The 22,882-nt window shown below is 61.3% G+C and carries 19 protein-coding genes; 11 read left to right on the forward strand and 8 right to left on the reverse strand.

The window, feature by feature from the left end:
- Nucleotides 1–2 precede the first annotated feature (2 nt).
- The 3 genes from J4E08_RS01395 to cysE all read left to right on the forward strand — a co-directional run bounded on the left by J4E08_RS01395 (nucleotide 3) and on the right by cysE (nucleotide 5,176).
- Complete coding sequence (locus J4E08_RS01395; RefSeq protein ID WP_349536973.1) at nucleotides 3–3,959, forward strand: baseplate multidomain protein megatron; 3,957 nt, start codon at nucleotides 3–5, stop codon at nucleotides 3,957–3,959.
- Nucleotides 3,956–4,255: a DUF7742 family protein gene (locus tag J4E08_RS24460; protein WP_502949228.1), complete on the forward strand. Its 300-nt coding sequence runs from the start codon at nucleotides 3,956–3,958 to the stop codon at nucleotides 4,253–4,255. The genes J4E08_RS01395 and J4E08_RS24460 overlap by 4 nt, the downstream gene beginning before the upstream one ends.
- 102 nt (nucleotides 4,256–4,357) lie before the next feature.
- Complete coding sequence (gene cysE, locus J4E08_RS01400) at nucleotides 4,358–5,176, forward strand: serine O-acetyltransferase (protein ID WP_183965218.1); 819 nt, start codon at nucleotides 4,358–4,360, stop codon at nucleotides 5,174–5,176.
- Nucleotides 5,177–5,234: 58 nt separating this feature from the next.
- Here the strand turns inward: cysE and J4E08_RS01405 are convergent, their stop codons facing one another.
- From J4E08_RS01405 to J4E08_RS01425, 5 genes are all read right to left on the reverse strand, one after another.
- Nucleotides 5,235–6,509: a 2-oxo acid dehydrogenase subunit E2 gene (locus J4E08_RS01405; RefSeq protein WP_349536974.1), complete on the reverse strand. Its 1,275-nt coding sequence runs from the start codon at nucleotides 6,507–6,509 to the stop codon at nucleotides 5,235–5,237.
- 3 nt (nucleotides 6,510–6,512) lie between these two features.
- Nucleotides 6,513–6,755: a hypothetical protein gene (locus tag J4E08_RS01410; protein WP_183965214.1), complete on the reverse strand. Its 243-nt coding sequence runs from the start codon at nucleotides 6,753–6,755 to the stop codon at nucleotides 6,513–6,515.
- Between the two features lie 10 nt (nucleotides 6,756–6,765).
- A complete protein-coding gene (locus J4E08_RS01415) occupies nucleotides 6,766–8,163 on the reverse strand; it encodes a pyruvate dehydrogenase complex E1 component subunit beta (RefSeq protein ID WP_349536975.1) in 1,398 nt (465 codons plus the stop codon).
- Nucleotides 8,163–9,170 (reverse strand): pyruvate dehydrogenase (acetyl-transferring) E1 component subunit alpha, encoded by a 1,008-nt coding sequence (gene pdhA / locus J4E08_RS01420; RefSeq protein WP_349536976.1) that lies wholly within the window; start codon nucleotides 9,168–9,170, stop codon nucleotides 8,163–8,165. The genes J4E08_RS01415 and pdhA overlap by 1 nt, the downstream gene beginning before the upstream one ends.
- Before the next feature lie 158 nt (nucleotides 9,171–9,328).
- Complete coding sequence (locus J4E08_RS01425) at nucleotides 9,329–9,631, reverse strand: FtsB family cell division protein (protein WP_183965208.1); 303 nt, start codon at nucleotides 9,629–9,631, stop codon at nucleotides 9,329–9,331.
- 251 nt (nucleotides 9,632–9,882) lie between these two features.
- Between J4E08_RS01425 and J4E08_RS01430 the strand changes: the two genes are divergently transcribed.
- Nucleotides 9,883–10,821, forward strand: coding sequence for an alpha/beta hydrolase (locus J4E08_RS01430; RefSeq protein WP_349536977.1), 939 nt, complete (start codon nucleotides 9,883–9,885; stop codon nucleotides 10,819–10,821).
- 55 nt (nucleotides 10,822–10,876) lie between these two features.
- Here J4E08_RS01430 and J4E08_RS01435 read toward each other — a convergent pair whose 3' ends face one another.
- Entirely contained in the window at nucleotides 10,877–12,091 is a 1,215-nt protein-coding gene (locus J4E08_RS01435; RefSeq protein WP_183965204.1) for a phosphoglycerate kinase, read from the reverse strand.
- A gap of 146 nt (nucleotides 12,092–12,237) precedes the next feature.
- Between J4E08_RS01435 and J4E08_RS01440 the strand changes: the two genes are divergently transcribed.
- The 4 genes from J4E08_RS01440 (at nucleotide 12,238) to J4E08_RS01455 (ending at nucleotide 15,275) form a co-directional block, all read left to right on the forward strand.
- Nucleotides 12,238–12,747, forward strand: a complete 510-nt coding sequence (locus J4E08_RS01440) for a peptidylprolyl isomerase (protein WP_183965202.1) — start codon at nucleotides 12,238–12,240, stop codon at nucleotides 12,745–12,747.
- Nucleotides 12,737–13,300 carry a peptidylprolyl isomerase gene (locus J4E08_RS01445; RefSeq protein ID WP_349536978.1) on the forward strand — a complete coding sequence of 188 codons (564 nt, stop codon included), beginning with the start codon at nucleotides 12,737–12,739 and terminating at the stop codon, nucleotides 13,298–13,300. Before J4E08_RS01440 ends, J4E08_RS01445 begins: the two co-directional genes overlap by 11 nt.
- A gap of 74 nt (nucleotides 13,301–13,374) precedes the next feature.
- A complete protein-coding gene (locus J4E08_RS01450) occupies nucleotides 13,375–14,250 on the forward strand; it encodes an alpha/beta fold hydrolase (protein ID WP_349536979.1) in 876 nt (291 codons plus the stop codon).
- 53 nt (nucleotides 14,251–14,303) lie between these two features.
- Nucleotides 14,304–15,275, forward strand: coding sequence for a DUF3179 domain-containing protein (locus J4E08_RS01455; RefSeq protein ID WP_349536980.1), 972 nt, complete (start codon nucleotides 14,304–14,306; stop codon nucleotides 15,273–15,275).
- Here the strand turns inward: J4E08_RS01455 and J4E08_RS01460 are convergent, their stop codons facing one another.
- Entirely contained in the window at nucleotides 15,276–16,055 is a 780-nt protein-coding gene (locus J4E08_RS01460) for a GNAT family N-acetyltransferase (RefSeq protein WP_349536981.1), read from the reverse strand.
- Nucleotides 16,056–16,216: 161 nt separating this feature from the next.
- Between J4E08_RS01460 and J4E08_RS01465 the strand changes: the two genes are divergently transcribed.
- Nucleotides 16,217–16,384 carry a hypothetical protein gene (locus tag J4E08_RS01465; protein WP_349536982.1) on the forward strand — a complete coding sequence of 56 codons (168 nt, stop codon included), beginning with the start codon at nucleotides 16,217–16,219 and terminating at the stop codon, nucleotides 16,382–16,384.
- A 74-nt stretch (nucleotides 16,385–16,458) separates the two neighbouring features.
- Here the strand turns inward: J4E08_RS01465 and tyrS are convergent, their stop codons facing one another.
- A complete protein-coding gene (gene tyrS / locus J4E08_RS01470; protein ID WP_349536983.1) occupies nucleotides 16,459–17,712 on the reverse strand; it encodes a tyrosine--tRNA ligase in 1,254 nt (417 codons plus the stop codon).
- A 62-nt stretch (nucleotides 17,713–17,774) separates the two neighbouring features.
- Between tyrS and J4E08_RS01475 the strand changes: the two genes are divergently transcribed.
- Nucleotides 17,775–18,908 carry an anhydro-N-acetylmuramic acid kinase gene (locus tag J4E08_RS01475; RefSeq protein ID WP_349536984.1) on the forward strand — a complete coding sequence of 378 codons (1,134 nt, stop codon included), beginning with the start codon at nucleotides 17,775–17,777 and terminating at the stop codon, nucleotides 18,906–18,908.
- A 686-nt stretch (nucleotides 18,909–19,594) separates the two neighbouring features.
- Nucleotides 19,595–22,873 (forward strand): Rne/Rng family ribonuclease, encoded by a 3,279-nt coding sequence (locus J4E08_RS01480; protein ID WP_349536985.1) that lies wholly within the window; start codon nucleotides 19,595–19,597, stop codon nucleotides 22,871–22,873.
- Nucleotides 22,874–22,882 lie beyond the last annotated feature (9 nt).

Here is a 22,882-nt window from a genome sequence, read left to right on the forward strand (position 1 = left end):
CGATGGCAACGATCCTTTTATCCGCTGCAGGGGCGGCTATCGGCAGTTCGATCGGTGGCTCCGTGCTGGGGTTGTCTGCCATGGCAGCCGGACGTTTTGTCGGGGCGGCCGTCGGCCGTTCCATTGATGCGCGACTAATGAGCCAGCGCCTTATGGGGCAGGGGTCGGACGTGGTGGAAACGGGTCGCGTTGAGCGGTTTCGCATCACAGGCTCTGGTGAGGGCCATCCGATTGGTCAGGTCTACGGACGTGCCCGCATCGGCGGTCATGTGATCTGGGCGACGGAATTCGTGGAACATCGCAAGAAGAGCGGTGGCTCCGGCGGGGGCAAGGGGACGTCATCGCCGGCGGAGCCGAAGGTTGTGAGCTACAGCTACACAGTGAGCCTTGCGATGGCGCTTTGCGAGGGGGAGATCACCGGCGTCAATCGGATTTGGGCCGATGGCGCAGAAATACCCGTCGATGATCTGAATATGCGCGTCTACTCCGGCAGCCAGAACCAGCAGCCTGATCCCAAGATGGAAGCCGTCGAAGGCACGGGGATGGTGCCAGCATATCGTGGTACGGCCTATGTTGTTATAGAAGACTTGGATTTGACGCGCTTTGGCAATCGTGTGCCTCAGTTCAGCTTTGAGGTCACGCGCCCTGACCTTGGCTCAGACCAACTGCCCGCTTTGTTGAACGCCGTTGCGATGATCCCGGGGACGGGCGAGTACGCCTTGGCCACAGAGCCGGTGTATTGGAACCATCAGGCAGGGTCCGAGAAGATCTTTGGCGTCGGGTCAGGCGGTCAGGCTGTGGCCAATGTCAATTCACCGGCGGAAGAGCCGGATTTCAACACGTCTCTGCGCCAATTGACCGACGAGGCACCGGCCTGCACAGCAAGCTCGCTGATCGTGAGCTGGTTCGGGAGTGACCTGCGCTGTGGCGCCTGTCAGATCATGCCAAAGGTCGAGCAAACCGAATACGACGCCAAGATGCCGTGGACGGTGAGCGGCGTAACGCGGGATGAGGCGCTCGAAGTCCCGAAGGAGGACGGTCGTCCTGTCTATGGGGGAACGCCCACCGACCAATCCGTCATCCAGTCGATCCAGAGAATGAACGCGCAAGGTCTGGACGTGATGTATTATCCGTTCATCTTGATGGAGCAGATGGAGGGTAATGGACTGACTGATCCGTGGACAGGCGAGCCAGATCAGCCAGTTTTACCTTGGCGTGGTCGCATCACCTTGAGCTTGGCAACGGGGCAGAGCGGCTCGCCTGATCAATCAGCCGCCGCTGATACGGAGGTCGCTGCGTTTTTTGGAACAGCCCAAGCGTCGGATTTCTCAATCAATGACGGCTCCGTAAGCTACAGCGGTCCTCCGGAATGGCGTTACAACCGCTTTATTTTGCATCAGGCGGCGCTGTGTGCTGCGGCGGGCGGCGTCGAGGCGTTCTGCATCGGCTCGGAAATGCGTGGACTGACGCAAATCCGTGGAGTTGCGGGCTTTCCCGCTGTCGCGGCGTTGAAAGCTCTTGCCGTGGAGTGCCGTGCCATTCTCGGGCCGGGAGTAAAGATCGGCTATGCCGCCGATTGGACGGAGTATTTCGGCTATCATCCGCAGGACGGCTCCGGTGATCTCTATTTTCACCTCGACCCTCTTTGGAGCGATCCGAACATCGATTTTGTCGGCATCGACAACTACATGCCGCTGTCTGATTGGCGCGATGAGAGCGACCATGCAGATGCGGAATGGGGCGCAATCCACAACATTGAGTATCTGCGCGCCAACATCGAGGGCGGTGAGGGCTACGATTGGTATTATCCCTCGCAGGAGGCGCGCGAAACGCAGACCCGCACGGCCATCACCGATGGCACCTACGGGGAGCCATGGGTTTGGCGGTACAAGGACATCCGTAATTGGTGGGGCAATGCTCACCACGAGCGCATCGTTGGTGTGCGTTTGGCGTCATCCACGGCTTGGGTTCCGCAAAGCAAGCCCATCTGGTTTACGGAGTTGGGCTGTGCCTCGGTGGATAAGGGCACAAACCAGCCAAACAAATTTGTTGATCCGAAGTCCTCTGAATCCAGCTTGCCGCATTATTCGAATGGCTTGCGGGACGAGGCAATCCAACACCAATACCTTCGCGCGATGCTGGGCTACTGGGATGAGGCTGCCAACAATCCGACCTCTGGCGTCTACGGCGGGCCGATGCTGGATATGAACCACGCGTTTGTCTGGGCGTGGGATGCACGACCCTTTCCTTGGTTTCCTGCCAATGAGGATCTTTGGTCAGATGGGCCAAACTACCGCGCTGGGCATTGGTTGAACGGTCGGATTTCCGGGCGGACGCTATCGTCCGTGGTAGATGAAATTTGCCAGCGGGTTGGCCTTGCGCATGTCGACACCAGTGGGCTTGTCGGGTTCGTCCGCGGGTATGTGGGCCCGGGGGTTGCAGACGCGCGGCAAAGCTTGCAGCCGCTGATGCTGGCGTATGGATTTGACGCCATCGAGCGGGATGGTGTGCTGGTCTTTCGGATGCGGAGTGGTCAGTCCCCGGTCGATCTGGAATTGGATTCGCTTGCAGTCAGCGAAGAAACGGACGGCGACCTTGTGGAGGTTCGCGCCGGCGAGGCAGAGATGACAGGCCGTGTGCGCCTGGGCTTTGTGCTCGCCGATGCCGACCACCAGATTGCATCTGAAGAAGCCGTGCTGCCCGATGATGCCACACACGCCGTCGCAGACACGGATATAGCTCTCTCCATGACCCGTGCGGAGGGGCGGCAGACTGCGGAACGCTGGCTGGCTGAGGCCCGCGTGGCGCGCGACACCCTGCGCTTTGCCCTGCCGCCATCGCGGATTGCAATTGGCGCGGGGGATGTGGTGCGGGTGCCTACCAAATCCGGTCCTGTACTGGCTCGCGTCGATCGGGTGGACGTGATGGACCATCAAGTGATCGACGCTGTGCGGATCGAACCGGATGTATTCCAACCGTCGCCGTATCATGATGAAGCCATGTCGCTCCGGCCATTTACAGCCGTCGGTCCGGTGACGCCGTTGTTCATGGACTTGCCGCTCATGAGCGGTGAGGAGGTGCCGCATGCGCCACATCTGGCGGTCACGGCGCAGAATTGGGCCGGATCTGTCGCGGTCTATGACGCGCCGGACGACGCGGATTATACGCTCAACACGCTGATACCCACCCGCGCGGTGGTTGGTGTCACCCAAACCCCGCTCATGGCCGCGCGCCCTGGGTTGATAGACCCCGGAGCGCCATTGCGCGTTCGGCTCGCCCATGGTGTCTTGACCTCCATCGGAGAGGCGGCCTTTCTTGCCGGGGGCAACTTGATGGCCATTGGCGATGGATCGGCGGACAATTGGGAGTTGTTCCAGTCTCGGGATGCGGCTCTGCTGTCTGAAGATCAATGGGCCTTGTCTCATCGTCTGCGCGGCCAGGCGGGCAGCGATTCCGTGATGCCGGAGGTCTGGCCCGCCGGGTCCTACGTTGTGCTGATGAATGGCGCTGCGGAGCAAATCGGTTTGTCGCCTTCGCTCAGACGCGTTTCACGCCATTTTCGGATCGGGCCGGCCAAGCGCGCCTATGACGACCCGTCTTTCGTACATCAGGTAGAAGCGTTCAACGGAAATGGTCTTCGTCCCTATCGTCCGGCGCATCTGACTGTCATGGAAACCGGCGGGGATCTGTCGCTCAGCTGGGTGAGACGCACGCGTATCGACGGAGATGGCTGGGACCTCTACGAGGTGCCGCTCGGCGAGGACAGGGAAACCTATCTGGTCCGCGTGCTGCAAGCGGGAACTATCGTGCGTGAGGTTCAGACAGACACGCCAAGCTGGACCTACACGGCGGCTGAGCAATCCGCGGACAATCTGTCGGGCAGCTACGATCTTGCTGTGGCGCAGATCTCGGGACGCTTCGGTCCCGGACCCTTTGCCAGTATGCGACGAGAGGCATGAGACCGGTCCTCGCAGGCGATGTAACCGCTGTGGCGCGCGCTTTGTTGCGCGTGCCACAGTCCGTGCGCCCCGGACTTGCCCATGATATCATTGCGCAAGCCCATGCCGCGGACCGTCATCGACGCAGGCTTGGCAAATGCCACGCGCATTGGGGTGATGGTACTTTGATGGCCGCCGCCCTAGCGCATCCCGTTGCGAAAGAGCCTAATTTCAGCGACCCGGACTATCTTCACTGTCATGCCACGATCATTGACGCCTTGCGCAGGCATTTTGCACCCAGCAAAGAGCGGATTTGAACATTTCTTTTGACAATCTGCGCCATCACGGAATTGCGTTTCTCATGATAGGGGCTATCTGCTAATCTAATCCTCAAGTTTGAGGCCCAAGGAGGACGCCGTATGGCTGAGACACGCGCAAGACTGGCCGAGGTTGATCCCGTTTGGGGGCGCATCACGCATGAAGCAGAAGAGGCCGTTGCCGCTGAGCCACTTCTGGGTGGCATGGTGCATTACTCTATTCTACACCATCCCAGCCTTGAACGCGCGCTCAGTTTCCGCACCTCCCTGAAGCTCGCGAATGGTGAAATGTCGGAACAGATTCTGCGGGAAATCTGTGATGAGGCATATGCCTCCGACCCTGAACTGGGCCAGGCAGCGCGCGCGGACATCACCGGCACCTTTGAACGTGATCCTGCGTGTCATCGCTACCTTCAACCGCTTTTGTTTTTCAAAGGATTTCAAGCGGTTCAGGCCTATCGGGTCGCAAATTGGCTCTGGCGTCAAGGGCGCAAGGATCTGGCGTATTTCTTTCAGATGCGCTCCTCAGAGGCTTTTGGCATTGATATCCACCCCGCGGCACGCATCGGGCGGGGGATCATGATCGACCACGCACACTCCATCGTCATCGGTGAGACGGCAGTGGTCGGCGACAACGTATCGATGCTGCATTCGGTGACGCTGGGCGGCACCGGTAAGGAAGACAGTGATCGCCATCCCAAGATCGGTGACAACGTTCTGATCGGCGCGGGCGCTAAGGTTCTGGGAAACATCAAAGTGGGCCGCTGCTCCCGCATTGCGGCCGGTTCTGTCGTTCTCAAAGAGGTTCCCCCTTGCACCACCGTTGCGGGCATTCCGGCCAAGATCGTCGGCGAAGCGGGCTGCGACCAGCCCGCCATGCAGATGGATCATGTGTTCAAAGGTGACACCTTCGGAATGTAAAAGCGTCCGACAATTGAAGCAAAGGCCCAGAGGATTTCGAGGCCTTATGCATTCTTAATCAGACAAGCATCGCCACAGGATTTTCTAGGTTTTCCTTGATCGCGCCGAGCAATTCGGCCCCCAGCGCCCCATCAATCACCCTGTGATCCACTGATAGCGTCACCGACATCACGGTGGCGACCCCCAGCGTACCATCTGCGCCTACCACAGGCTTCTTGATCCCTGCGCCCACTGCGAGGATCGCCGCATGAGGCGGGTTAATGACAGCATCGAAATTCTCCACCCCCATCATTCCCAGATTGGAAATGGCAAAGCTCCCGCCTTGATACTCTTGTGGGGCAAGCTTGCGGTCACGGGCCCGTGCGGCAAGGTCTTTCATTTCAGATGACAGCTGCGAGAGCGATTTTCTTTCGGCATCTTTCAGCACCGGGGTGAACAACCCACCTTCAATGGCCACCGCCACGGCCACGTCTGAGGGGGTGAGCTGCAAAATACGGTCACCCGCCCAAACGGCATTGGCTGAGGGCACTTCCTGCAGTGCGAGTGCGCAGGCCTTGATAATGAAGTCGTTCACCGACAGTTTCATGCCACGCTTTGCCAGCTGGGCATTGAGCTGTTCCCGAAACGACAGGAGCGCATCAAGCCGTATTTCCCTGCGCAGATAAAAATGCGGGATGGTCTGCTTTGCCTCGGTCAGACGTGCGGCAATGGTGCGACGCATGCCATCCAGCGGCACCTCGGTATACGCCCGATCCGCATAGAGCGCCAAAACGCTGTCCGGATCGACCGGGGCAGGTGCGGGTACGGCGGAGGGTGCCGTCTTTTTCGACGGCGTTGCAGTCGCAACCGAACCGGCCAGGGCACTTTCCACATCCGCTTTGACGATCCGGCCGCGTGGCCCGGATCCGGTGATCTGTCTGAGGTCCAGGCCGCGTTCCTCAGCAATGCGGCGCGCCAGCGGTGAGGCTAAGATACGCGCATCTTTGTCACCAGGCCCAACGGCAGGAGCCACGGTCGGCGTCGCCGCGACCTCTGGCTCGGGGACTGATACCGACGCGCCCAGTCCAGACCCAAGGTCCGCACCGCTTTCGCCGTCCTCCAGCAGCATGGCAATCACCGTGCCCACCTTCACCTGTGCGGTGCCTTCGGCCACGTCGATCCGGGCAATCACCCCTTCGTCCACGGCTTCGAACTCCATCGTTGCCTTGTCCGTCTCTATCTCTGCGATCACATCGCCAGAGGTGACCGTGTCGCCCTCCTTCACCAGCCATTTGGCCAATGTCCCTTCCTCCATCGTCGGAGACAGGGCAGGCATCTGGATCTCGATAGGCATTGCTCAGGCCTCCGCTTCCAACACCATGCCGTCAAAGGGGGCGGGGGGCACCTCGCCCTTCACCAGCTTGCCAATGGCTTGTGCCAGTTCAAACCTTTGCGCGGCGGCCCATTCCTCCGCGCCATCTTTTGTGACTTCCATCATCTCGCGTTCCAGCAAAGGCATGGGAACCAAAGCGGTGTGTGGCCCCATGCCAACGGCAAGCCCGTTCGGGCCAAGGCCCAGGATCTCGATCTCTTCAGCCATGACGCTCCCTTCAGCGATAGGTGACTTTGTGGACGGCTGCGATCACCTCGTCGGTGGTCACCAGCGCATGTTTTTCCAGATTGGCGGCGTAGGGCATCGGCACGTCCTTACCTGTCAGGTTGATCACCGGGGCGTCGAGATAATCGAACGCCTCCTGCATCAATTTGGCCGAGATATGGTTGCCGATGCTGGCCACCGGAAAGCCCTCTTCGATCGTGACGCAACGGTTGGTCTTTTGCACGCTGGCAATCACCGTGGCAGTGTCGAGTGGCCGCAGCGTCCGCAGGTCTATGACCTCGGCGCTGATCCCCTCGGCTGCCAGCTTTTCAGCGGCTTCCAGCGCGTAGGTCATCCCGATCCCAAAGCTCACCAGCGTGACGTCTGTGCCCTCTCGCCAGATGCGGGCTTTGCCGAAAGGCACGGTAAAATCCTTCATGATTGGCACGTCGAAGGACCGCCCATACAGGATCTCGTTTTCGAGAAAAATCACCGGATTCGGATCGCGGATCGCACTTTTCAGCAGGCCTTTCGCGTCAGAGGCCGAGTATGGCATGCACACCTTCAGCCCGGGTATATGGGCGTACCATGCGGCGTAATCCTGACTGTGTTGCGCGCCGACCCGGGCCGCTGCGCCATTGGGGCCACGGAACACGATCGGGCACCCCATTTGCCCGCCGGACATGTACAGGGTCTTGGCCGCGGAATTGACGATCTGGTCTACCGCCTGCATGGCGAAGTTGAACGTCATGAATTCGACAATCGGGCGCAGACCGCCAAAGGCCGCACCGACACCGATCCCGGCAAAGCCGTGTTCCGTAATCGGCGTGTCCATCACGCGCTTCGATCCGAATTCGTCCAGCAATCCCTGGCTGATCTTGTAGGCACCCTGATACTCGCCCACTTCCTCGCCCATGAGGAACACGTCTCCGTCCCGGCGCATCTCTTCGGCCATCGCGTCGCGCAGGGCCTCTCGGACTGTCTGACTTCGCGTTTCTGTGCCTTCAGGCCAATCGGGTTCCGGCGCGGTCCACTCGGGCGCATCCTGTGTTGACGAACCGGGGGAGGGGTGCTGCTTGGCAGATGCAGGTGCGCTTTCCGAGGTCAGCGTCTTGTCGGCCGGAACCGGCTGTTGCGCAGGGCGGTTGGGCGGAGCCTCGACCGTCTCGCCATCTTCCACCAGCACGGCGATGGGGGTGTTCACCGCGACATTGGCCGTGCCGTCAGCCACCAGCAGGCGGCCAATGACGCCCTCATCCACGGCCTCGAATTCCATCGTTGCCTTGTCGGTCTCGATTTCTGCGATCACATCGCCGGAGTGTACGGTATCGCCCTCTTTCACCAGCCATTTGGCCAATGTGCCTTCTTCCATCGTGGGGGAAAGCGCGGGCATGAGGATCTCGGTCGCCATCAGCTGACCTCCCCGGCGTCTGCGTAGACATCCGTCCAAAGTTCGTCCAGCTTCGGCTCGGGGCACTTGCGTGCGAAATCAGCTGCGTCTGTCACCACCGCCTTGATCTCCTTGTCGATGGCTTTCAGGTCGTCCTCGGTGGCGTGCTTGCCCTGCAGCAATAGCTCACGGACATGTTCGATCGGGTCTCGTTCAGAGCGCATCTTCTGCACCTCTTCCCGCGTGCGATACTTCGCCGGATCGGACATGGAGTGACCGCGATAACGGTATGTCTTGATTTCGAGGATATACGGCCCCTTGCCGGATCGGCAGTGTTTCACCGCTTTCTCGCCTGCGTCCCGCACCGCCAGCACGTCCATCCCATCGACGATTTCGCCGGGAATGCCAAAGGCTTCTCCGCGTGTGTGCAGATCCGGCGTGGAGGTGGAGCGCACCTGCGCCGTGCCCATGGCGTATTGGTTGTTTTCAATCACAAAGATCACCGGCAGTTTCCACAAAGCGGCCATGTTGAAGGTCTCGTAGACCTGACCCTGATTTGCGGCGCCATCGCCGAAATAGGTGAATGTCACGTTCTGGTTGCCGCGATACTTGTCCGAAAACGCCAACCCGGCCCCAATCGGCACTTGCGCGCCAACAATCCCGTGACCTCCGTAAAAGTGCTTTTCTCGGCTGAACATATGCATCGAGCCGCCTTTGCCTTTGGAATAGCCGCCCTCTCGTCCCGTCAGCTCTGCCATGACGCCTTTTGGGTCCATGCCGCAGGCCAGCATATGCCCGTGGTCGCGGTACGAGGTGATGCGTTTGTCACCTTCTTCTGCAGTGGATTCCAGCCCAACGACGACGGCTTCCTGACCGATGTAGAGGTGACAGAACCCTCCGATCAGACCCATGCCATAAAGCTGTCCGGCTTTTTCCTCGAACCGGCGGATCAGCAGCATGTCGCGATACCAAGTCTTCAGCGCATCGGCTGAGACGTTCGGCTTTGCAGCCGGCTTTCGCGTGACCATCGCCTCTCCTCCCCAGGACATGTTTAATGTTAAACGGTTGTCACTGAGGGTAGACTGGCCGGCCCATGGCGTCCAGACAACGCAAGATTATTTCGCGCTCAATACGTCAGATTAATTGGCAAGGGTCTGGGATCTACGCATAAAGCCAGGATGGGTCTCTAGTTCACGACGATCTCGTCGCCGCGCACCAGCCCCAGCACATCGCGAGCCTGCTGGTCGAGCAGGTCGATGTCCAGATAGTCATCCGACAGACGCATGGTGAGATTTTCCATGCGCGTCACCTCGTCCTGCAATTCGTCCAGCTCTGCTTGCAGCTTTGAGGATTCCACTGAAATCTCGGCACGGCGAAACACGCCAAAATCCCCCTGCACGGCGGCAAAGGTAAAATAGGCCGAAAGGCTCATGGTCCCTGCAAAGAACACAAGGCTGCCGAGCGACGGACGAGATTGGCGGTGCGTCATGAATGTGTCTGCCTGCGGTGCATCGTCTCTGGATGCTATTGTCGCCAATTTGTCATAGGCAGCGAATCAGTGAAACCAACAGTGTTGTGAGGCCGCGAATCGGCTTCGGACCGTTGCATTCCTGCCATGACCAAAGCTTCTCTGGCGTCAGCCGCATGTCAGGGTATCTTGCGCCCATGACGCGATTCCCTTTTTCTATCCTGCTTGGTCTGGTTCTCTTGGCTTGCGCGCCGCGCGGAGTGGTGACGTTGATGCCAACTCTCGCCGGGGCAGAGCCTCAGGTTCAGCAGGTTTTTGTCGCCTCGAATCGCCTGCCGCGTAAAGTCGAACAGTCGATCTTCTTCGGCCAGCAGTTGGGCGATGTGCGCGATCCGACCTTGCGTTTTGGTAGGGTGGACCTGTCGGTGCCGCCGGCGCACACCACCGGCCAGATCGAATGGCCTGGAAGTGCTGTGCCGGACCCACAAAAGCACTTCATCGTCAGCGCCAGTGTCGGGTACCAAAACGCGGAGGCCTTCGTCGCCGCGCTCGACCAGCATGGCGCACCTGGCGAGGAGGTGGTGCTGTTCGTCCACGGCTTCAACATCAACAACGCCGAAGCGATTTATCGGTTGGGGCAGGTCGCGGTCGACTATGACGCCCGCGTCCCGGTGATCGCATTTTCATGGCCGTCAGCGGGCAGTCCGCGTGGCTACGCCTACGACCGTGACAGCGTGATGTTTTCCCGCGATGGGTTGGAGACTTTGCTGACAGCGCTCGACAAAGGCGGCCACGGTGTGCTGGTGGTGGCGCATTCCATGGGCAGCCAATTGGTGATGGAGACGCTGCGGCAAATGTCGATCTCCGGCAACCGCGCGGCTCTTGCCAATGTGACCGGCGTCGCGCTCATCAGTCCGGACATCGACGAGGATGTCTTTGTCCGTCAGGCCAGCCGCATAAAACCCTTCCCGCGCCCCTTTACCTTGCTGGTGTCAGAGCGGGACAGGGTGCTGGAACTCTCGGCCTTTCTGACCGGCAAACCCACAAGGCTCGGCTCTATCGACGACCCTGCGAGGCTGGGCCGCCTTCCGGTGCAGGTCATCGACCTGACGGATATGAAAGGGGGCGCACGCGGCGGCCATTTGACCGCCTTTACCGCGCCAGAGGCCATTCGCCTGCTGAAAGACATGAGCGGCAGTCCGGGTGGCTGACTACGCAAAACGGCTCGGAACCAGTCCGAGCCGCCTGTTCTTGTCTCACGGTGGGTCAGCCTTCGGCAGTGGCTTTCTCACCTTGATCGAGCGCCGCGACGCCGGGCAGAACCTTGCCCTCCATCCATTCGAGGAACGCGCCGCCCGCGGTTGAAATGTAAGAGAAATCTTCCGCTGCCCCGGCTTTGTTCAAAGCTGCAACCGTGTCACCGCCGCCTGCGACGGACACAAGCTGACCGTGTTCGGACCGGGCCGCCGCGTGTTTGGCCGCCGCATTGGTCGCCGCATCGAACGGCTCGATCTCGAAGGCGCCCAGTGGACCGTTCCAGATCAGGGTTTTCGCGTCGTCGATGGCCTGCTTGATATGGGCCACACTGTCGGGCCCGGCATCGAGGATCATCGCATCAGACGGGCAGTTCTCTGTCAGCACGATCTCGTTCTCTGCACCGGCCTTGAACTCGCGCGCGACGACGACGTCACGCGGCAGAAGCAGGGCGCAACCCGTGGTCACGGCCTTCTCCGCGATTGCCTTCGCGGTGTCGGTCATGTCGTGCTCGCACAGCGATTTGCCCACATTGATGCCCTGAGACGCGAGGAAGGTGTTCGCCATCCCGCCACCGATGACCAGCATGTCGACCTTTTCAACAAGGTTGGACAGAAGATCCAGCTTGGTGGACACTTTGGCGCCGCCGACCACCGCCAGCACAGGGCGCTCCGGTGAGCCAAGCGCCGATTCCAACGCCTGCAATTCGCCCTGCATCAGGCGACCGGCACAGGACGGCAGCAACCGCGCCAGTGCCTCGGTCGAGGCATGGGCGCGGTGCGCGGCAGAGAACGCATCGTTGCAATAGATGTCGCCCAGTTCGGCCATTTGTGCCGCGAGCGCCTCGTCATTTTTCTCTTCGCCGGCATGGAAACGGGTGTTCTCCAGCAGCGCCACCTGGTTTTCTTCCAGCGTGTCGACAACGGCTTGCGCCACCGGTCCAATACAGTCGTCTGCAAAGACCACGTCGGCCCCCAGAACATCCTGCAGTGCGGGCACCAGCATCTTCAGGCTCATGTCATCGCGGCGTTCCCCCTTGGGGCGGCCGAAATGGGCCAGCAGCACCGGCTTGCCGCCGCGGGCGAGGATGTCCTGAACTGTCGCGGCGATCCGCTCCATCCGGGTGGTGTCCGTGACTTTCCCATTTTCGACCGGCACGTTGATATCGACGCGCGTCAGCACCCGTTGGCCATCAAGATCCATGTCATCAAGGGTTTTCCAGGTCATGTCTTTGCTCCCATATCCCTGAATACGCGAGGGTCCGCGCACTTTTGCACCGTGTTGCCCTCTGCGCGGCCCAAGGTCAACGTCTGCTTGGCTTTGCGCGCGCAGCACGATACACATCCCGGCAATGTGGACAAGGAGTGGACCCCATGGCTGAGATCAAGGATCCCGAGAACACCATCGTGATGGAACTCAAAGGTGGCACTGTCACCATCGCACTTATGCCCGACGTTGCGCCCAAGCACGTTGAACGCATGAAAGAGCTGGCCCGCGCAGGTGCCTATGACAACGTGGCCTTCCACCGCGTCATCGACGGCTTCATGGCGCAGACCGGCGATGTCGAGCATGCCAACATGGAAAAAGACTACAACCCGCGTCGCGCTGGCACAGGCAGCTCCGAGCTTCCCGATCTGCCCGCGGAGTTTTCCCGCGTGCCGCATGCCCGTGGCACTCTGGGCGCGGCGCGGTCGCAGAACCCGAACTCTGCCAACTCGCAGTTTTTCATCAACTTCAAGGACAACGATTTCCTGAACGGCCAGTACACGGTCTACGGTCAGGTGATCGAAGGCATGGAGCATGTCGACGCCCTCACGCGTGGCGAGCCGCCCGCGAACCCGGATCGCATGATCTCTGTAAAGGTGGCCGCAGATGTTGCGTAAGCTGACTCTGGCTCTGGCGGTTTTGGCAGGCCCTGCGCTGGCCACGGGCCTGCAGATCGAGGTCGCCGGCGAAGGCGGCCCCAAGGGCACCATCGCCATCGACCTGTTTGAGAACGTCGCGCCGAACCATGTGGCACAGGTCACCAAGCTGGCTGAACAGGGTGCCTATGACGGTGTCGTGTTTCACCGGGTGATCGACGGCTTCATGGCGCAGACTGGCGACGTGCAGTTCGGGGATGCAACCGATGACGGGTTCGACATGCGGCGCGCGGGCACCGGCGGGTCTGATCTTGGCATGATCGGTGCGGAATTCTCCGACCGGACGTTCGAGCGTGGCATCGTGGGCATGGCCCGGTCGCAATCGCCGGACAGCGCCAATTCTCAGTTCTTCATCATGTTCGAGCCTGGCCCGTTTCTGAACGGTCAGTATACGGTCATCGGTGAAGTCACGAGCGGTATGGACGTGGTCGACGGGATCAAGCGTGGCGCGGGCCGCTCTGGCGCAGTGTCGGGCGAGCCGGACCGTATGACCAAAGTCACTGTCACCAACTGACGGCTCTGACGGTTTTTATAGATCAGCCCTCTCCGCCCGCGCGGGGAGGGCTTTTTAGTAACATAGGCAATGACATGACGCAGGGTATAGAGGCAGAGTGGACGGTGGACGGGCTGACCTATGCCGGCCGCATCTGGGGACCGGACGACGGCACACCGATTTTGGCGCTGCATGGTTGGATGGATCACGCCGACAGCTTTTCTGTGTTGGCGCCACGTCTGACCGGATACCGCGTGGTGGCGCTGGACTTGAGCGGGCAGGGCCTGAGCGCCCACCGCGCGGCTCACGCGACCTACAACATCTGGGATGATCTGCCTCAGATTGCCGGGTTGCTGGATCTCCTCGGCTGGGAGCAGGCTGGCTTCATGGGGCATTCACGCGGGGCCAACATCGCGGCGCTCTTTGCCGCTGCGCAGCCGGATCGGGTGCGTGTCTTGGTGTCTTTGGATGCCTTGGCACCGGAGCCGACGCAGGTTGGCTTTGCAGAGACGCTCGGCAAGTTCGTGACCGACGTGCGTGCCCAATCCACGCGTTCGCCGCGCACGTTTGAAACCGTTGACGCCTATGCGGCCCGTCGCGCCGCCCAAGGCAATAGCGCCGCCACATCTCGGGCGTTGGCGTCGCGCGCCTTGCAGCCTGTTGAGGGCGGCTATCAGTTGCGTGGCGACCGCAGGCTCTTTGCCAGCTCTGCCGTCAAGCTGACCCAAGCCGATGTGGAGGATGTGTTGCGCAACCTGCGCTGTCCTGTCCTGAACATCATGGCCCGAGACGGCATCTGCACACGTCCTGCACTGGCCGCCCTCCTGACGCAGGCCGCTGATCTGATCGGTGATTACACACGGTTGGACCTTGACGGCGACCACCACTTTCATCTCGACCCGACCGTTGCGCCGCATCTGGCGGAAGCGATCCTGACCTTCCTTAATCAACGCGATCTGTACACCGCCTAGGCAAAAGCGTCGTTTCTTGACAGGGTGGTTCTGACCATTGGGGGAGGGCGGCGATGCGACGACTTTTGGGACTGGTCTTGGGCGGCACGCTTGCCCTGACAGGGCACGCCACCGCGGCAGACCCGTCTTTTTGGAAAAACGAATGGCCAGCGACGGACTTCTCTCAGACGTCATTGGGCAATTGGGCCGAGGTCATTTCCGGCGGGCCGGGAAAGGACGGTATCCCCGCGCTGTCTGATCCGTCGTTCCTGCCTGTCGCGGAGGCGCAGGGGATCGATGCTCGCGAACCGGTCATTACCGTGGACCTCGACGGCGAAGCACCGCGGGCTTATCCGATCCGATATCTGACGTGGCACGAAATCGTCAATGACCGCATCGGTGACGTGCCCGTTGCGGTGACTTTCTGTCCTCTGTGCAACTCCGCCCTGACCTTTGACCGGCGCGTGGCGGGGCAGGAGCTGACCTTCGGCGTCTCCGGCAAACTGCGCAATTCCGACATGATCATGTACGACCGTGAAACTCAAAGCTGGTGGCAGCAGGCGATCGGCACCGGGATCGTGGGCGAGATGACGGGCAAAACGCTCACGAGCCTGCCGTCATGGATGGAAAGCTACGGGGATTTTGCCGCGCGAGCGCGAGGCGGGCTGGTGATGGCGGAACCGGCGTGGAACCGACCGTATGGGCGTAACCCTTATCGTGGCTATGATTCGTCGCATCGTCCGTTCCTTTATTCCGGGGAGATGCCGCCCCATGGCATCGCGCCCCTTGTGCGCGTGGTGCGCGTCGGGGACCGCGCATGGCCCCTCTCGAGGCTGGCGGAGGCCAAAGAACTGCGCGAAGGCGGTTTGCTGCTGAGCTGGCGCGCGGGTCAGGCTTCGGCTCTGGACAGTGATTTCATCCGCGACGGGCGGGATGTCGGCTCTGTCCGAGTGCGGGATGCCGACGGCAAGGATCTGCCGCATGACGTCATGTTTGCTTTTGCCTTCCATGCGTTCTGGCCCGACGGCATATGGATGCTCGACTGATCAGGCACACATGCGATCCGGTAGCCATCGCGCCATTGGGGCGAGGCATCCCAGATGCAGCCAGGTGCCGCCCAAGCGATGCGCCCGGGCCCCTGTGCCCAGCTTGAAGCGTGTCAGACCGGCGGCGTCTTGTTCGTTCAGGATCCCAAGGTCGATTTGATCGTGTCCCGCGCGTGCCAGATCCTGCATAGCCTCCCACAGAACAAGGTTCATGGCGTTCAAGGCGCGGCCCGCCTCGGTGCTCTGCCCGATTTGCCAGGTGGCCATCCGCCCGTGCCGCAACATCAAAGCGGCGGCGACGGGCTGCCCCATGTGACGCGCCTCGTAGACGCAGGCGAGGCCCGGGTTGGCTTGCGCGAAGGCCACGGAAAAAGCGGGGGGCAAGCCGCGATAGCCCTTTGTCTTTGCGTGCTCGGCTTCCGCTTGCAGCAGCCAGTCCTCAGTTTTCAACGCCCGTTTCACCACCGTCACATCGGTCCGCTGAACGCGATTGAGCCGATTTCGCCACTTCTGTTGAAGGGTCGCGCGCATCTTTGCCGTATCGCCCAACGGCAACACGCCCAAGGTTGCAGGCGTCAGCAAGGGCCAGAACCCGGCGGCCCGCAGGGTTTTGGCGGCTATCCCGTCGGCGTTTAGAATCATGGGCCGGCCATCATGCCAGTGACGCCAAACCTGCGCCCAGTCGTTCAAATCATCCGAATTCTCTGCCACGGGGCCGCGCGACACCAGATCCACACGTCCCAATGGGCCAAGCCGCCGCGATTGTACCTGCCATACCATGCTGACATGTCGTCGCCGCTCCCGTTTGCACAGACGCAACGGCACACCCAGAACCTCACAGGTCCGTGCAAATTGCGGACTTTGGGGAAGGGGGAGGGCAAGTGAGTCGGTCATGCCGGTCATTAACGCTATGAAAACTTGTGAATGGCTTAATGGCCGTCATGATGACACGAACTCTGCGCCGCAGCGCGCCCCGCTCTGAGCTGACCAACAACCGCGCCGCGCAGGCAATCGCCCGGCCGCGACCCACCTTCGCTGCGGCGCTGCTGATGACGGCGGCGCTTTCGGTTCCTGTTATGCTGATGGCTGCGATCCAGGCTTTGCTCTGACGCAGCGCGGAGGCGAACGAAAAACAGGGCTGCCCGACGGACCACCCTGCCAGATTTCGCGCGTGGTGCGCTGATCAGTCCGTGAGCTTTACCAGAGCGTGGCGCTTCTTGCCGGCTGAAAGCTTGATCGGCGACGCCAGCGCGCCCGCATCCACCATCAGGCCAGCGTCGGAGAGGGGCGCATCGTCCATGCGCGCACCGTCCTCGGCGATCAGACGCTTGGCTTCCTTGCCGGATTTCGCCAGACCTGCCCGCACAATCAGTTGCACGATGGAAATGCCGTCGCCCAATTCCTCTGCCGAGAGCTCCAAGGTCGGAAGGTCATCCCCGACACCGCCTTTTTCAAACACTTCGCGCGCCGTGGCCTCAGCCGCTGCCGCCGCCTCGGCGCCGTGGCACAAGGTCGTCACCTCATTTGCAAGGATGATCTTGGCGTCGTTGATCTCACGCCCATCCAGCGCACCAAGGCGCTCGCATTCCTCGACAGGCAGCTCGGTATAGAGCTTCAGGAACCGGCCAACGTCCGCATCTGTGGTGTTGCGCCAGAATTGCCAGAACTCGTAGGGCGCGCGCATGTCGGCGTTCAGCCACACCGCGCCATCCGCTGACTTGCCCATCTTCTTGCCATCGGAGGTCGACAGAAGCGGAGAGGTCAGGCCAAAGATCTGCTGGTCGATGACCCGGCGTGTCAGGTCGATCCCGTTGACGATGTTGCCCCACTGATCCGAGCCGCCCATTTGCAGCTGACAGCCGTACCGTCTGTTGAGCTCAAGGAAATCATACGCCTGCAGAATCATGTAGTTGAATTCGAGGAAGGAGAGCGACTGCTCCCGGTCCAGGCGCGACTTCACGGATTCAAAGGACAGCATCCGGTTGACGGAAAAGTGCCGACCGATGTCGCGCAGGAACTCCAGGTAGTTGAGCCCGTCCAGCCACTCGGCATTGTTCAGCATCAGCGCGTCGGTTTTGCCGTCGCCATAGCTCAGGTATTTGGCAAAGACCTGGTTCATACCCTCGATGTTGGCGTCGATCTGCTCCGGTCCCAGAAGCGGGCGTTCGTCGGATCGGAACGAAGGGTCGCCCACTTTCGTGGTGCCACCGCCCATCAGGGTGATCGGCTTGTGCCCGGTCTTTTGCAGCCAGCGCAGCATCATGATGTTGAGCAGGTGCCCGACGTGGAGCGACTGCGCCGTGGCGTCATACCCGATATAGGCCGTGACTACCCCGTTCGACAGCTTTTCGTCCAATGCCTGGTAATCGGTGCAGTCGGCCAGATAGCCGCGCTCCATCATGACGCGCATGAAATCCGATTTGGGATGGTAGGTCATGGTGGCCCTCTCGTATATAACGTGTCAGCCGTATAAGGGCCGAGGCGCGCGAGGAAAAGGGCATGAATAAGCAAGGGCCAATCTGGGCATTGGGGGCGATGTCGGGCACGTCGCTGGACGGGGTCGATGCGGCCTGTGTTTTGACCGATGGGGTGACGATCTCCCGGTTCGGGGAAAGCGGCTATCGGCCGTATACCGAGCCAGAGCAATCAGTACTGCGCGCGGCCTTGGGCAAATGGCCCGGTGCGGATCTGGAGGCCGCCAGTCAGGTCATCCAGCGCGCCCACATGGACGCGCTGTCTCCCTTTGACGGCGCAGATCTGGTCGGTTTTCATGGCCAAACCCTGGCGCATGACCCGCAGGGGCGCGGCACGCATCAGCTGGGCGATGGGGCGGCGCTAGCCGAGGGTTTGAGATGCGATGTGGTCTGGGATTTCCGATCCGCGGATGTGGCTTTGGGAGGGGAGGGCGCGCCGCTTGCACCTTTCTTTCACTGGGCGTGCGCCAGATGGATCGGGGCGACGGAGCCAGTGTGCTTTCTCAACCTTGGCGGCGTCGGCAACTTGACCTGGGTTGATCCGCGCCTGTCCAAACCCGAGGAGGACGGCGCGCTGTTGGCCTTTGACACCGGCCCGGCAAATGCCCCGCTCAACGATCTGATGATGCAGCGACGGGGCGTCAGCTTTGACCGCGATGGCGGTTTGGCGCGACAGGGGGCGGTCGAGGATGGTGCACTTGAGCTGTTTCTGGACGAGCCGTTCTTTCGCCGAATGCCGCCCAAGTCCCTGGACCGTGACGATTTTTCCCTGATGCTGGATCTCGTGCGCGAGCTTGGCGACGCTGATGCCGCGGCGACGATGACCGGAATGGCGGCGACGGCTGTGATGGTCGGGATGGAGCATTGTCCTGTTCAGCCTTCGCGCGTTCTGGTGACCGGCGGCGGGCGCAAGAATCCGGTGATGATGCAGATGCTGTCCGTCGGGCTCGACTGTCCCGTGCAGCCGGTGGAGGACGTGGGGCTGGACGGTGATATGCTGGAGGCGCAGGCCTTTGCCTATCTTGCGGTGCGCGTGGCGCGTGGTTTGCCGACCTCCGCACCGGGCACAACAGGGGTGGCGACGCCCATTGGCGGTGGTCAGATCAGTCGCACTGGCTTGGCAAAAGGCGCGCGCAGGTCGCGTGGTGGTGGTGCGTGAAGGCGTGCGCGGAACGACACGCAAAGCGATCAGGCAGCCGCATTTCGATGCGGGCATCACGGCCACCCGCTTGCGGGTGTTAACCAGACTTTAATTCTTCGTGCAGTACGCGTGGTTGTGAACCGACCGGTCTCCCTCAGTCTCCGGTCGGGTGTTCCGCGTGGCCGAGAAACCTGAACGAACGGTAGAAATTCGGGCGCTTGTGGAAAAGCTTCAGCAAGGGGAGGCCGTCAGCGCGTTTTGTCCATTGTGTTTTGTCGCGTCAGGGCCTTATGCTAACCGATAGGCTGAATCCGGGTGTCATGTCGTCTCAACAGATGCGTGACGAGGTCCGGAGAGCTTCAGAGATTCGCCGTGACGGTGTCATATGACGCACCGCACGGACCGATTGGGCCCTAGAGGTGCGGGCGGGCAGGACCCGCCGCAACGCGAAGGCCAGTGAACCGAACCCGATCCGCCAAAGGCGACGGGTTTCATGAACGGGCGTCGCGTGCGGAGTATGCGCAAGAGCGACGTCGGAGAAGAACCGCGATGACGCGCGCGACGCATTTGAGGCAAAAGGGCAGGAGCGGAAACGCCCGCCTGAACCTATGCGCGCCGCCGTCACTTTTCGCTCAGACAAGACACGCCCCGCGACTCCTTGCGCCACCCGGTTCAAGGGGGCTCCCGGCGTGCAATAAGGTTACATGGCAAAGAAGATGCTCATTGACGCCACACACGCGGAAGAGACCCGTGTTGTGGTTGTGGACGGAAACAAGGTTGAGGAATTCGACTTTGAATCGGAGAACAAACGGCAGCTCGCCGGAAACATTTACCTCGCAAAGGTAACGCGCGTTGAGCCGTCCTTGCAGGCGGCATTTGTGGATTACGGTGGCAATCGCCACGGGTTCCTTGCGTTCTCGGAAATCCATCCGGATTATTATCAGATCCCCGTCGCCGACCGTAAGGCGCTGATGGAGGAGGAGGCCGCACTGGCAGCCGCCGCCGAGGAAGAAGAGGACAAGCCGAAGCGGTCGACGCGGTCACGCTCACGCAAAAAGCCTGCGTCGAAGACCCAGTCCTCCGACACGTCGGACCAAAACCAGCCAGACGCATCGCCGCAAGACACTGCGCGCGAGCCCTCTGGCATGGAAACCATCGATCTCAGCGATGACGCAGAGACAGGAACCGACGCCGGAGCGCCGGGTGAGGGTCTCTCCCCGATGGAGCGCGTGGCCGAAACGCCTGTGGGAGAGCCGGTCGACTCGATCGAATCGGATGGCAATCCTGAGCCGTCCACTGCCGAAGGCGCTTCAGCCGTGTCTGGCACGGAGGCTGCGCCGGTTCAGGCTGATGAAGCGTCGCTGCAATCAGCGCCTGTTTCCGAACCGGCCGTAACAGTTGCAACGCCCGAGCCGACACAGGCCGAGGCTTTGCCGTCCATCGGTGTTTCCGCAGAAGATACGCCTCCGTCCGCGGAAGCGGTGCCTGCCGATGCCGCTCCGGTTCAGCCAGTGGACGGACCCGCGGCCGAGGCGTCCGAGCATCAGGAAACCGCCTCCGACGAAGATGACGACGACAGTTCGCCGTCTCGTCCCATGGCAGCGAACTCCGACGACGATGCACATGTCGTGACCAGCGAGCCGGGGGAGACCCAATCGGACGACGACGGTGACGACGATGAGACAGTCAATGCCGACGCCTCCTCGCGCGACGAGAACATCGAGAACGTCGCCGACGACGACACGCATGAGGATATCCGTCCCGTGCGCAAGCCGCGTCCGCGTCGCTACAAAATCCAGGAAGTGATCAAGGTTCGCCAGATCATGCTGGTGCAGGTCGTCAAGGAAGAGCGCGGCAACAAAGGCGCGGCGCTCACCACGTACCTGTCTTTGGCAGGTCGCTATTGTGTGCTGATGCCGAACACCGCGCGTGGCGGCGGCATATCCCGCAAGATCACCAATGCCGCTGACCGGTCCAAGCTGAAGGCGATCGCGAACGAGATCGACGTGCCCAAGGGCGCGGGCCTGATCATTCGTACGGCAGGGGCCAAGCGCACCAAGACCGAGATCAAGCGCGACTATGAATACCTGCAGCGGCTGTGGGAACAGATCCGCGAGCTGACGCTGAAATCCATCGCACCGGCAAAAATCTACGAAGAAGGCGACCTGATCAAACGGTCGATCCGCGACCTTTATTCGCGTGAGATCGACGAAGTCCTGGTCGAAGGGGAGCGTGGCTATCGCGTGGCCAAGGACTTCATGAAGATGATCATGCCGTCCCACGCCAAGAACGTGAAACACTATGTCGAACCGATGCCGCTTTTCGCGCGCCATCAGGTCGAAAGCTACCTGGGCGGGATGTTCAACCCGACCGTGCAGCTGAAGTCCGGTGGCTACATTGTGATCGGCGTCACCGAAGCTCTCGTCGCCATCGACGTGAACTCCGGCCGCGCGACGAAAGAGGGGTCCATCGAGGACACCGCCACCAAGACCAACCTGGAAGCCGCCGAGGAGGTGGCGCGCCAATTGCGTCTGCGTGACTTGGCCGGTCTGATCGTCATCGACTTCATCGACATGGACGAGCGCAAGAACAATGCCGCCGTCGAGAAGAAGCTCAAGGACAAGCTGAAGACCGACCGCGCCCGCATTCAGGTGGGCCGGATCTCGGGCTTTGGTTTGTTGGAAATGTCGCGTCAGCGCCTGCGCCCCGGCATGATTGAGGCCACCACGCAGCCTTGCTCTGCCTGCCACGGCACCGGCCTGATCCGCTCGGACGATAACATGGCGCTGCAAATCCTGCGCCAGATCGAAGAAGAGGGCGTGCGCCGCCGCTCCCGCGAGGTTCTGGTGAAATGCCCGGTCGGCATCGCCAACTACCTGATGAACGCCAAGCGTGAACACATTGCCGTCATCGAAGCACGCTACGGCATGGCTGTTCGCATCGAAGGTGATCCTCATCTCATCGCGCCGGATTTCTCTATGGAGAAGTTCAAGACCGCGACACGGGCCGTGCCAGAGGCAAGCGCGCCTGTCGTCTCCGCTGATACCTCCATCATGGACGCCATCGACGAGGCGGCCGAGGCCGAGGACGTGGTGGACGATGTTCAGGAGGTCGAAGAGGCCGAAGAAGCGCCGGCGGCACAGACCAAAGCTGATACCAATCGTCCTGAACAGCACGACGAGTCTGACGATAAACCGAAAAAGAAGCGCCGCCGTCGGCGTCGTCGGTCGAAGTCCAAGGACAACGAGCAGAACGGCGATAGCAGTGACGCTGGCGATCAGTCCTCTGACGACAAGAGCAATGACGACGATTGGGATGTGTCCAATCATAAGCCGACGCCCAAAGGCGAGGCTCAGGACACGAGTGATGAGTCGTCAGCCGCGTCAGACGGTGCCGCCGATGCCGAGACGCCGAAGAAACCGACGCGCTCCCGGTCCCGGTCGCGCTCGCGCAGCAAACCCAAATCGCCGGACAGCAGCGATCAGGCGCTCACTGAAAGCGCCCAGTCAGCCGCCGACGTCAAGGCTGAGGCCCAGCCTGAAAAGGCGCAAGCCGCGCCCGTTGCGGCGCCGGAACCGGTTGCTGCTCCGGCCGAACCTGCTGTGGCATCTCCGGAGAAACCTGCTGTTGCTGCAGAGCCAGAACCTGCTCCGACACCAGCACCAGCTCCGGTGGTAGAGCCAGAGCCTGCCGTTGCGGAAGCGTCTGCACAGGAGACCGCTTCTGACGACAGTGGCGAAAAAGCACGCCCCGCCCGGACCCGCGTGAAGGCATCTGATGTCATTGCGCAATACGCGGCGACGGATCCTGCGCCAGAGGCCGTGGCAGAGGCACCTGAAACGCCGGCCGATGTGACGGACACGCCGAAGGTCGACGCGCCGTCCGATGCGGCGCCGGCGCCGACAGCCGACGCCGCGCCGGAGGACGACACGGAAGCCGCTCCAGAGAAGAAGCGCCGCGGCTGGTGGTCGCTGGGACGCTGATCCAAACCA

Origin of the sequence: Sagittula sp. NFXS13, from assembly GCF_040148795.1 — a bacterium.
Taxonomy (GTDB): domain Bacteria; phylum Pseudomonadota; class Alphaproteobacteria; order Rhodobacterales; family Rhodobacteraceae; genus Sagittula; species Sagittula marina.

Excerpts from the sequence above, each read along its gene's own strand:
- J4E08_RS01465 (WP_349536982.1), top strand. The coding sequence starts at position 16,217 with ATGATGACACGAACTCTGCGCCGCAGCGCGCCCCGCTCTGAGCTGACC.
- J4E08_RS01435 (WP_183965204.1), bottom strand. The coding sequence starts at position 12,091 with ATGACCTGGAAAACCCTTGATGACATGGATCTTGATGGCCAACGGGTG.
- tyrS (WP_349536983.1), bottom strand. The coding sequence starts at position 17,712 with ATGACCTACCATCCCAAATCGGATTTCATGCGCGTCATGATGGAGCGC.
- J4E08_RS01455 (WP_349536980.1), top strand. The coding sequence starts at position 14,304 with ATGCGACGACTTTTGGGACTGGTCTTGGGCGGCACGCTTGCCCTGACA.
- J4E08_RS01480 (WP_349536985.1), top strand. The coding sequence starts at position 19,595 with ATGGCAAAGAAGATGCTCATTGACGCCACACACGCGGAAGAGACCCGT.
- J4E08_RS01405 (WP_349536974.1), bottom strand. The coding sequence starts at position 6,509 with ATGCCTATCGAGATCCAGATGCCTGCCCTGTCTCCGACGATGGAGGAA.
- J4E08_RS01460 (WP_349536981.1), bottom strand. The coding sequence starts at position 16,055 with ATGGTATGGCAGGTACAATCGCGGCGGCTTGGCCCATTGGGACGTGTG.
- J4E08_RS01440 (WP_183965202.1), top strand. The coding sequence starts at position 12,238 with ATGGCTGAGATCAAGGATCCCGAGAACACCATCGTGATGGAACTCAAA.
- J4E08_RS01425 (WP_183965208.1), bottom strand. The coding sequence starts at position 9,631 with ATGACGCACCGCCAATCTCGTCCGTCGCTCGGCAGCCTTGTGTTCTTT.
- J4E08_RS01415 (WP_349536975.1), bottom strand. The coding sequence starts at position 8,163 with ATGGCGACCGAGATCCTCATGCCCGCGCTTTCCCCCACGATGGAAGAA.
- J4E08_RS01410 (WP_183965214.1), bottom strand. The coding sequence starts at position 6,755 with ATGGCTGAAGAGATCGAGATCCTGGGCCTTGGCCCGAACGGGCTTGCC.
- J4E08_RS01475 (WP_349536984.1), top strand. The coding sequence starts at position 17,775 with ATGAATAAGCAAGGGCCAATCTGGGCATTGGGGGCGATGTCGGGCACG.
- J4E08_RS01395 (WP_349536973.1), top strand. The coding sequence starts at position 3 with ATGGCAACGATCCTTTTATCCGCTGCAGGGGCGGCTATCGGCAGTTCG.
- J4E08_RS01445 (WP_349536978.1), top strand. The coding sequence starts at position 12,737 with ATGTTGCGTAAGCTGACTCTGGCTCTGGCGGTTTTGGCAGGCCCTGCG.
- cysE (WP_183965218.1), top strand. The coding sequence starts at position 4,358 with ATGGCTGAGACACGCGCAAGACTGGCCGAGGTTGATCCCGTTTGGGGG.
- J4E08_RS01450 (WP_349536979.1), top strand. The coding sequence starts at position 13,375 with ATGACGCAGGGTATAGAGGCAGAGTGGACGGTGGACGGGCTGACCTAT.
- J4E08_RS24460 (WP_502949228.1), top strand. The coding sequence starts at position 3,956 with ATGAGACCGGTCCTCGCAGGCGATGTAACCGCTGTGGCGCGCGCTTTG.
- pdhA (WP_349536976.1), bottom strand. The coding sequence starts at position 9,170 with ATGGTCACGCGAAAGCCGGCTGCAAAGCCGAACGTCTCAGCCGATGCG.
- J4E08_RS01430 (WP_349536977.1), top strand. The coding sequence starts at position 9,883 with ATGCCAACTCTCGCCGGGGCAGAGCCTCAGGTTCAGCAGGTTTTTGTC.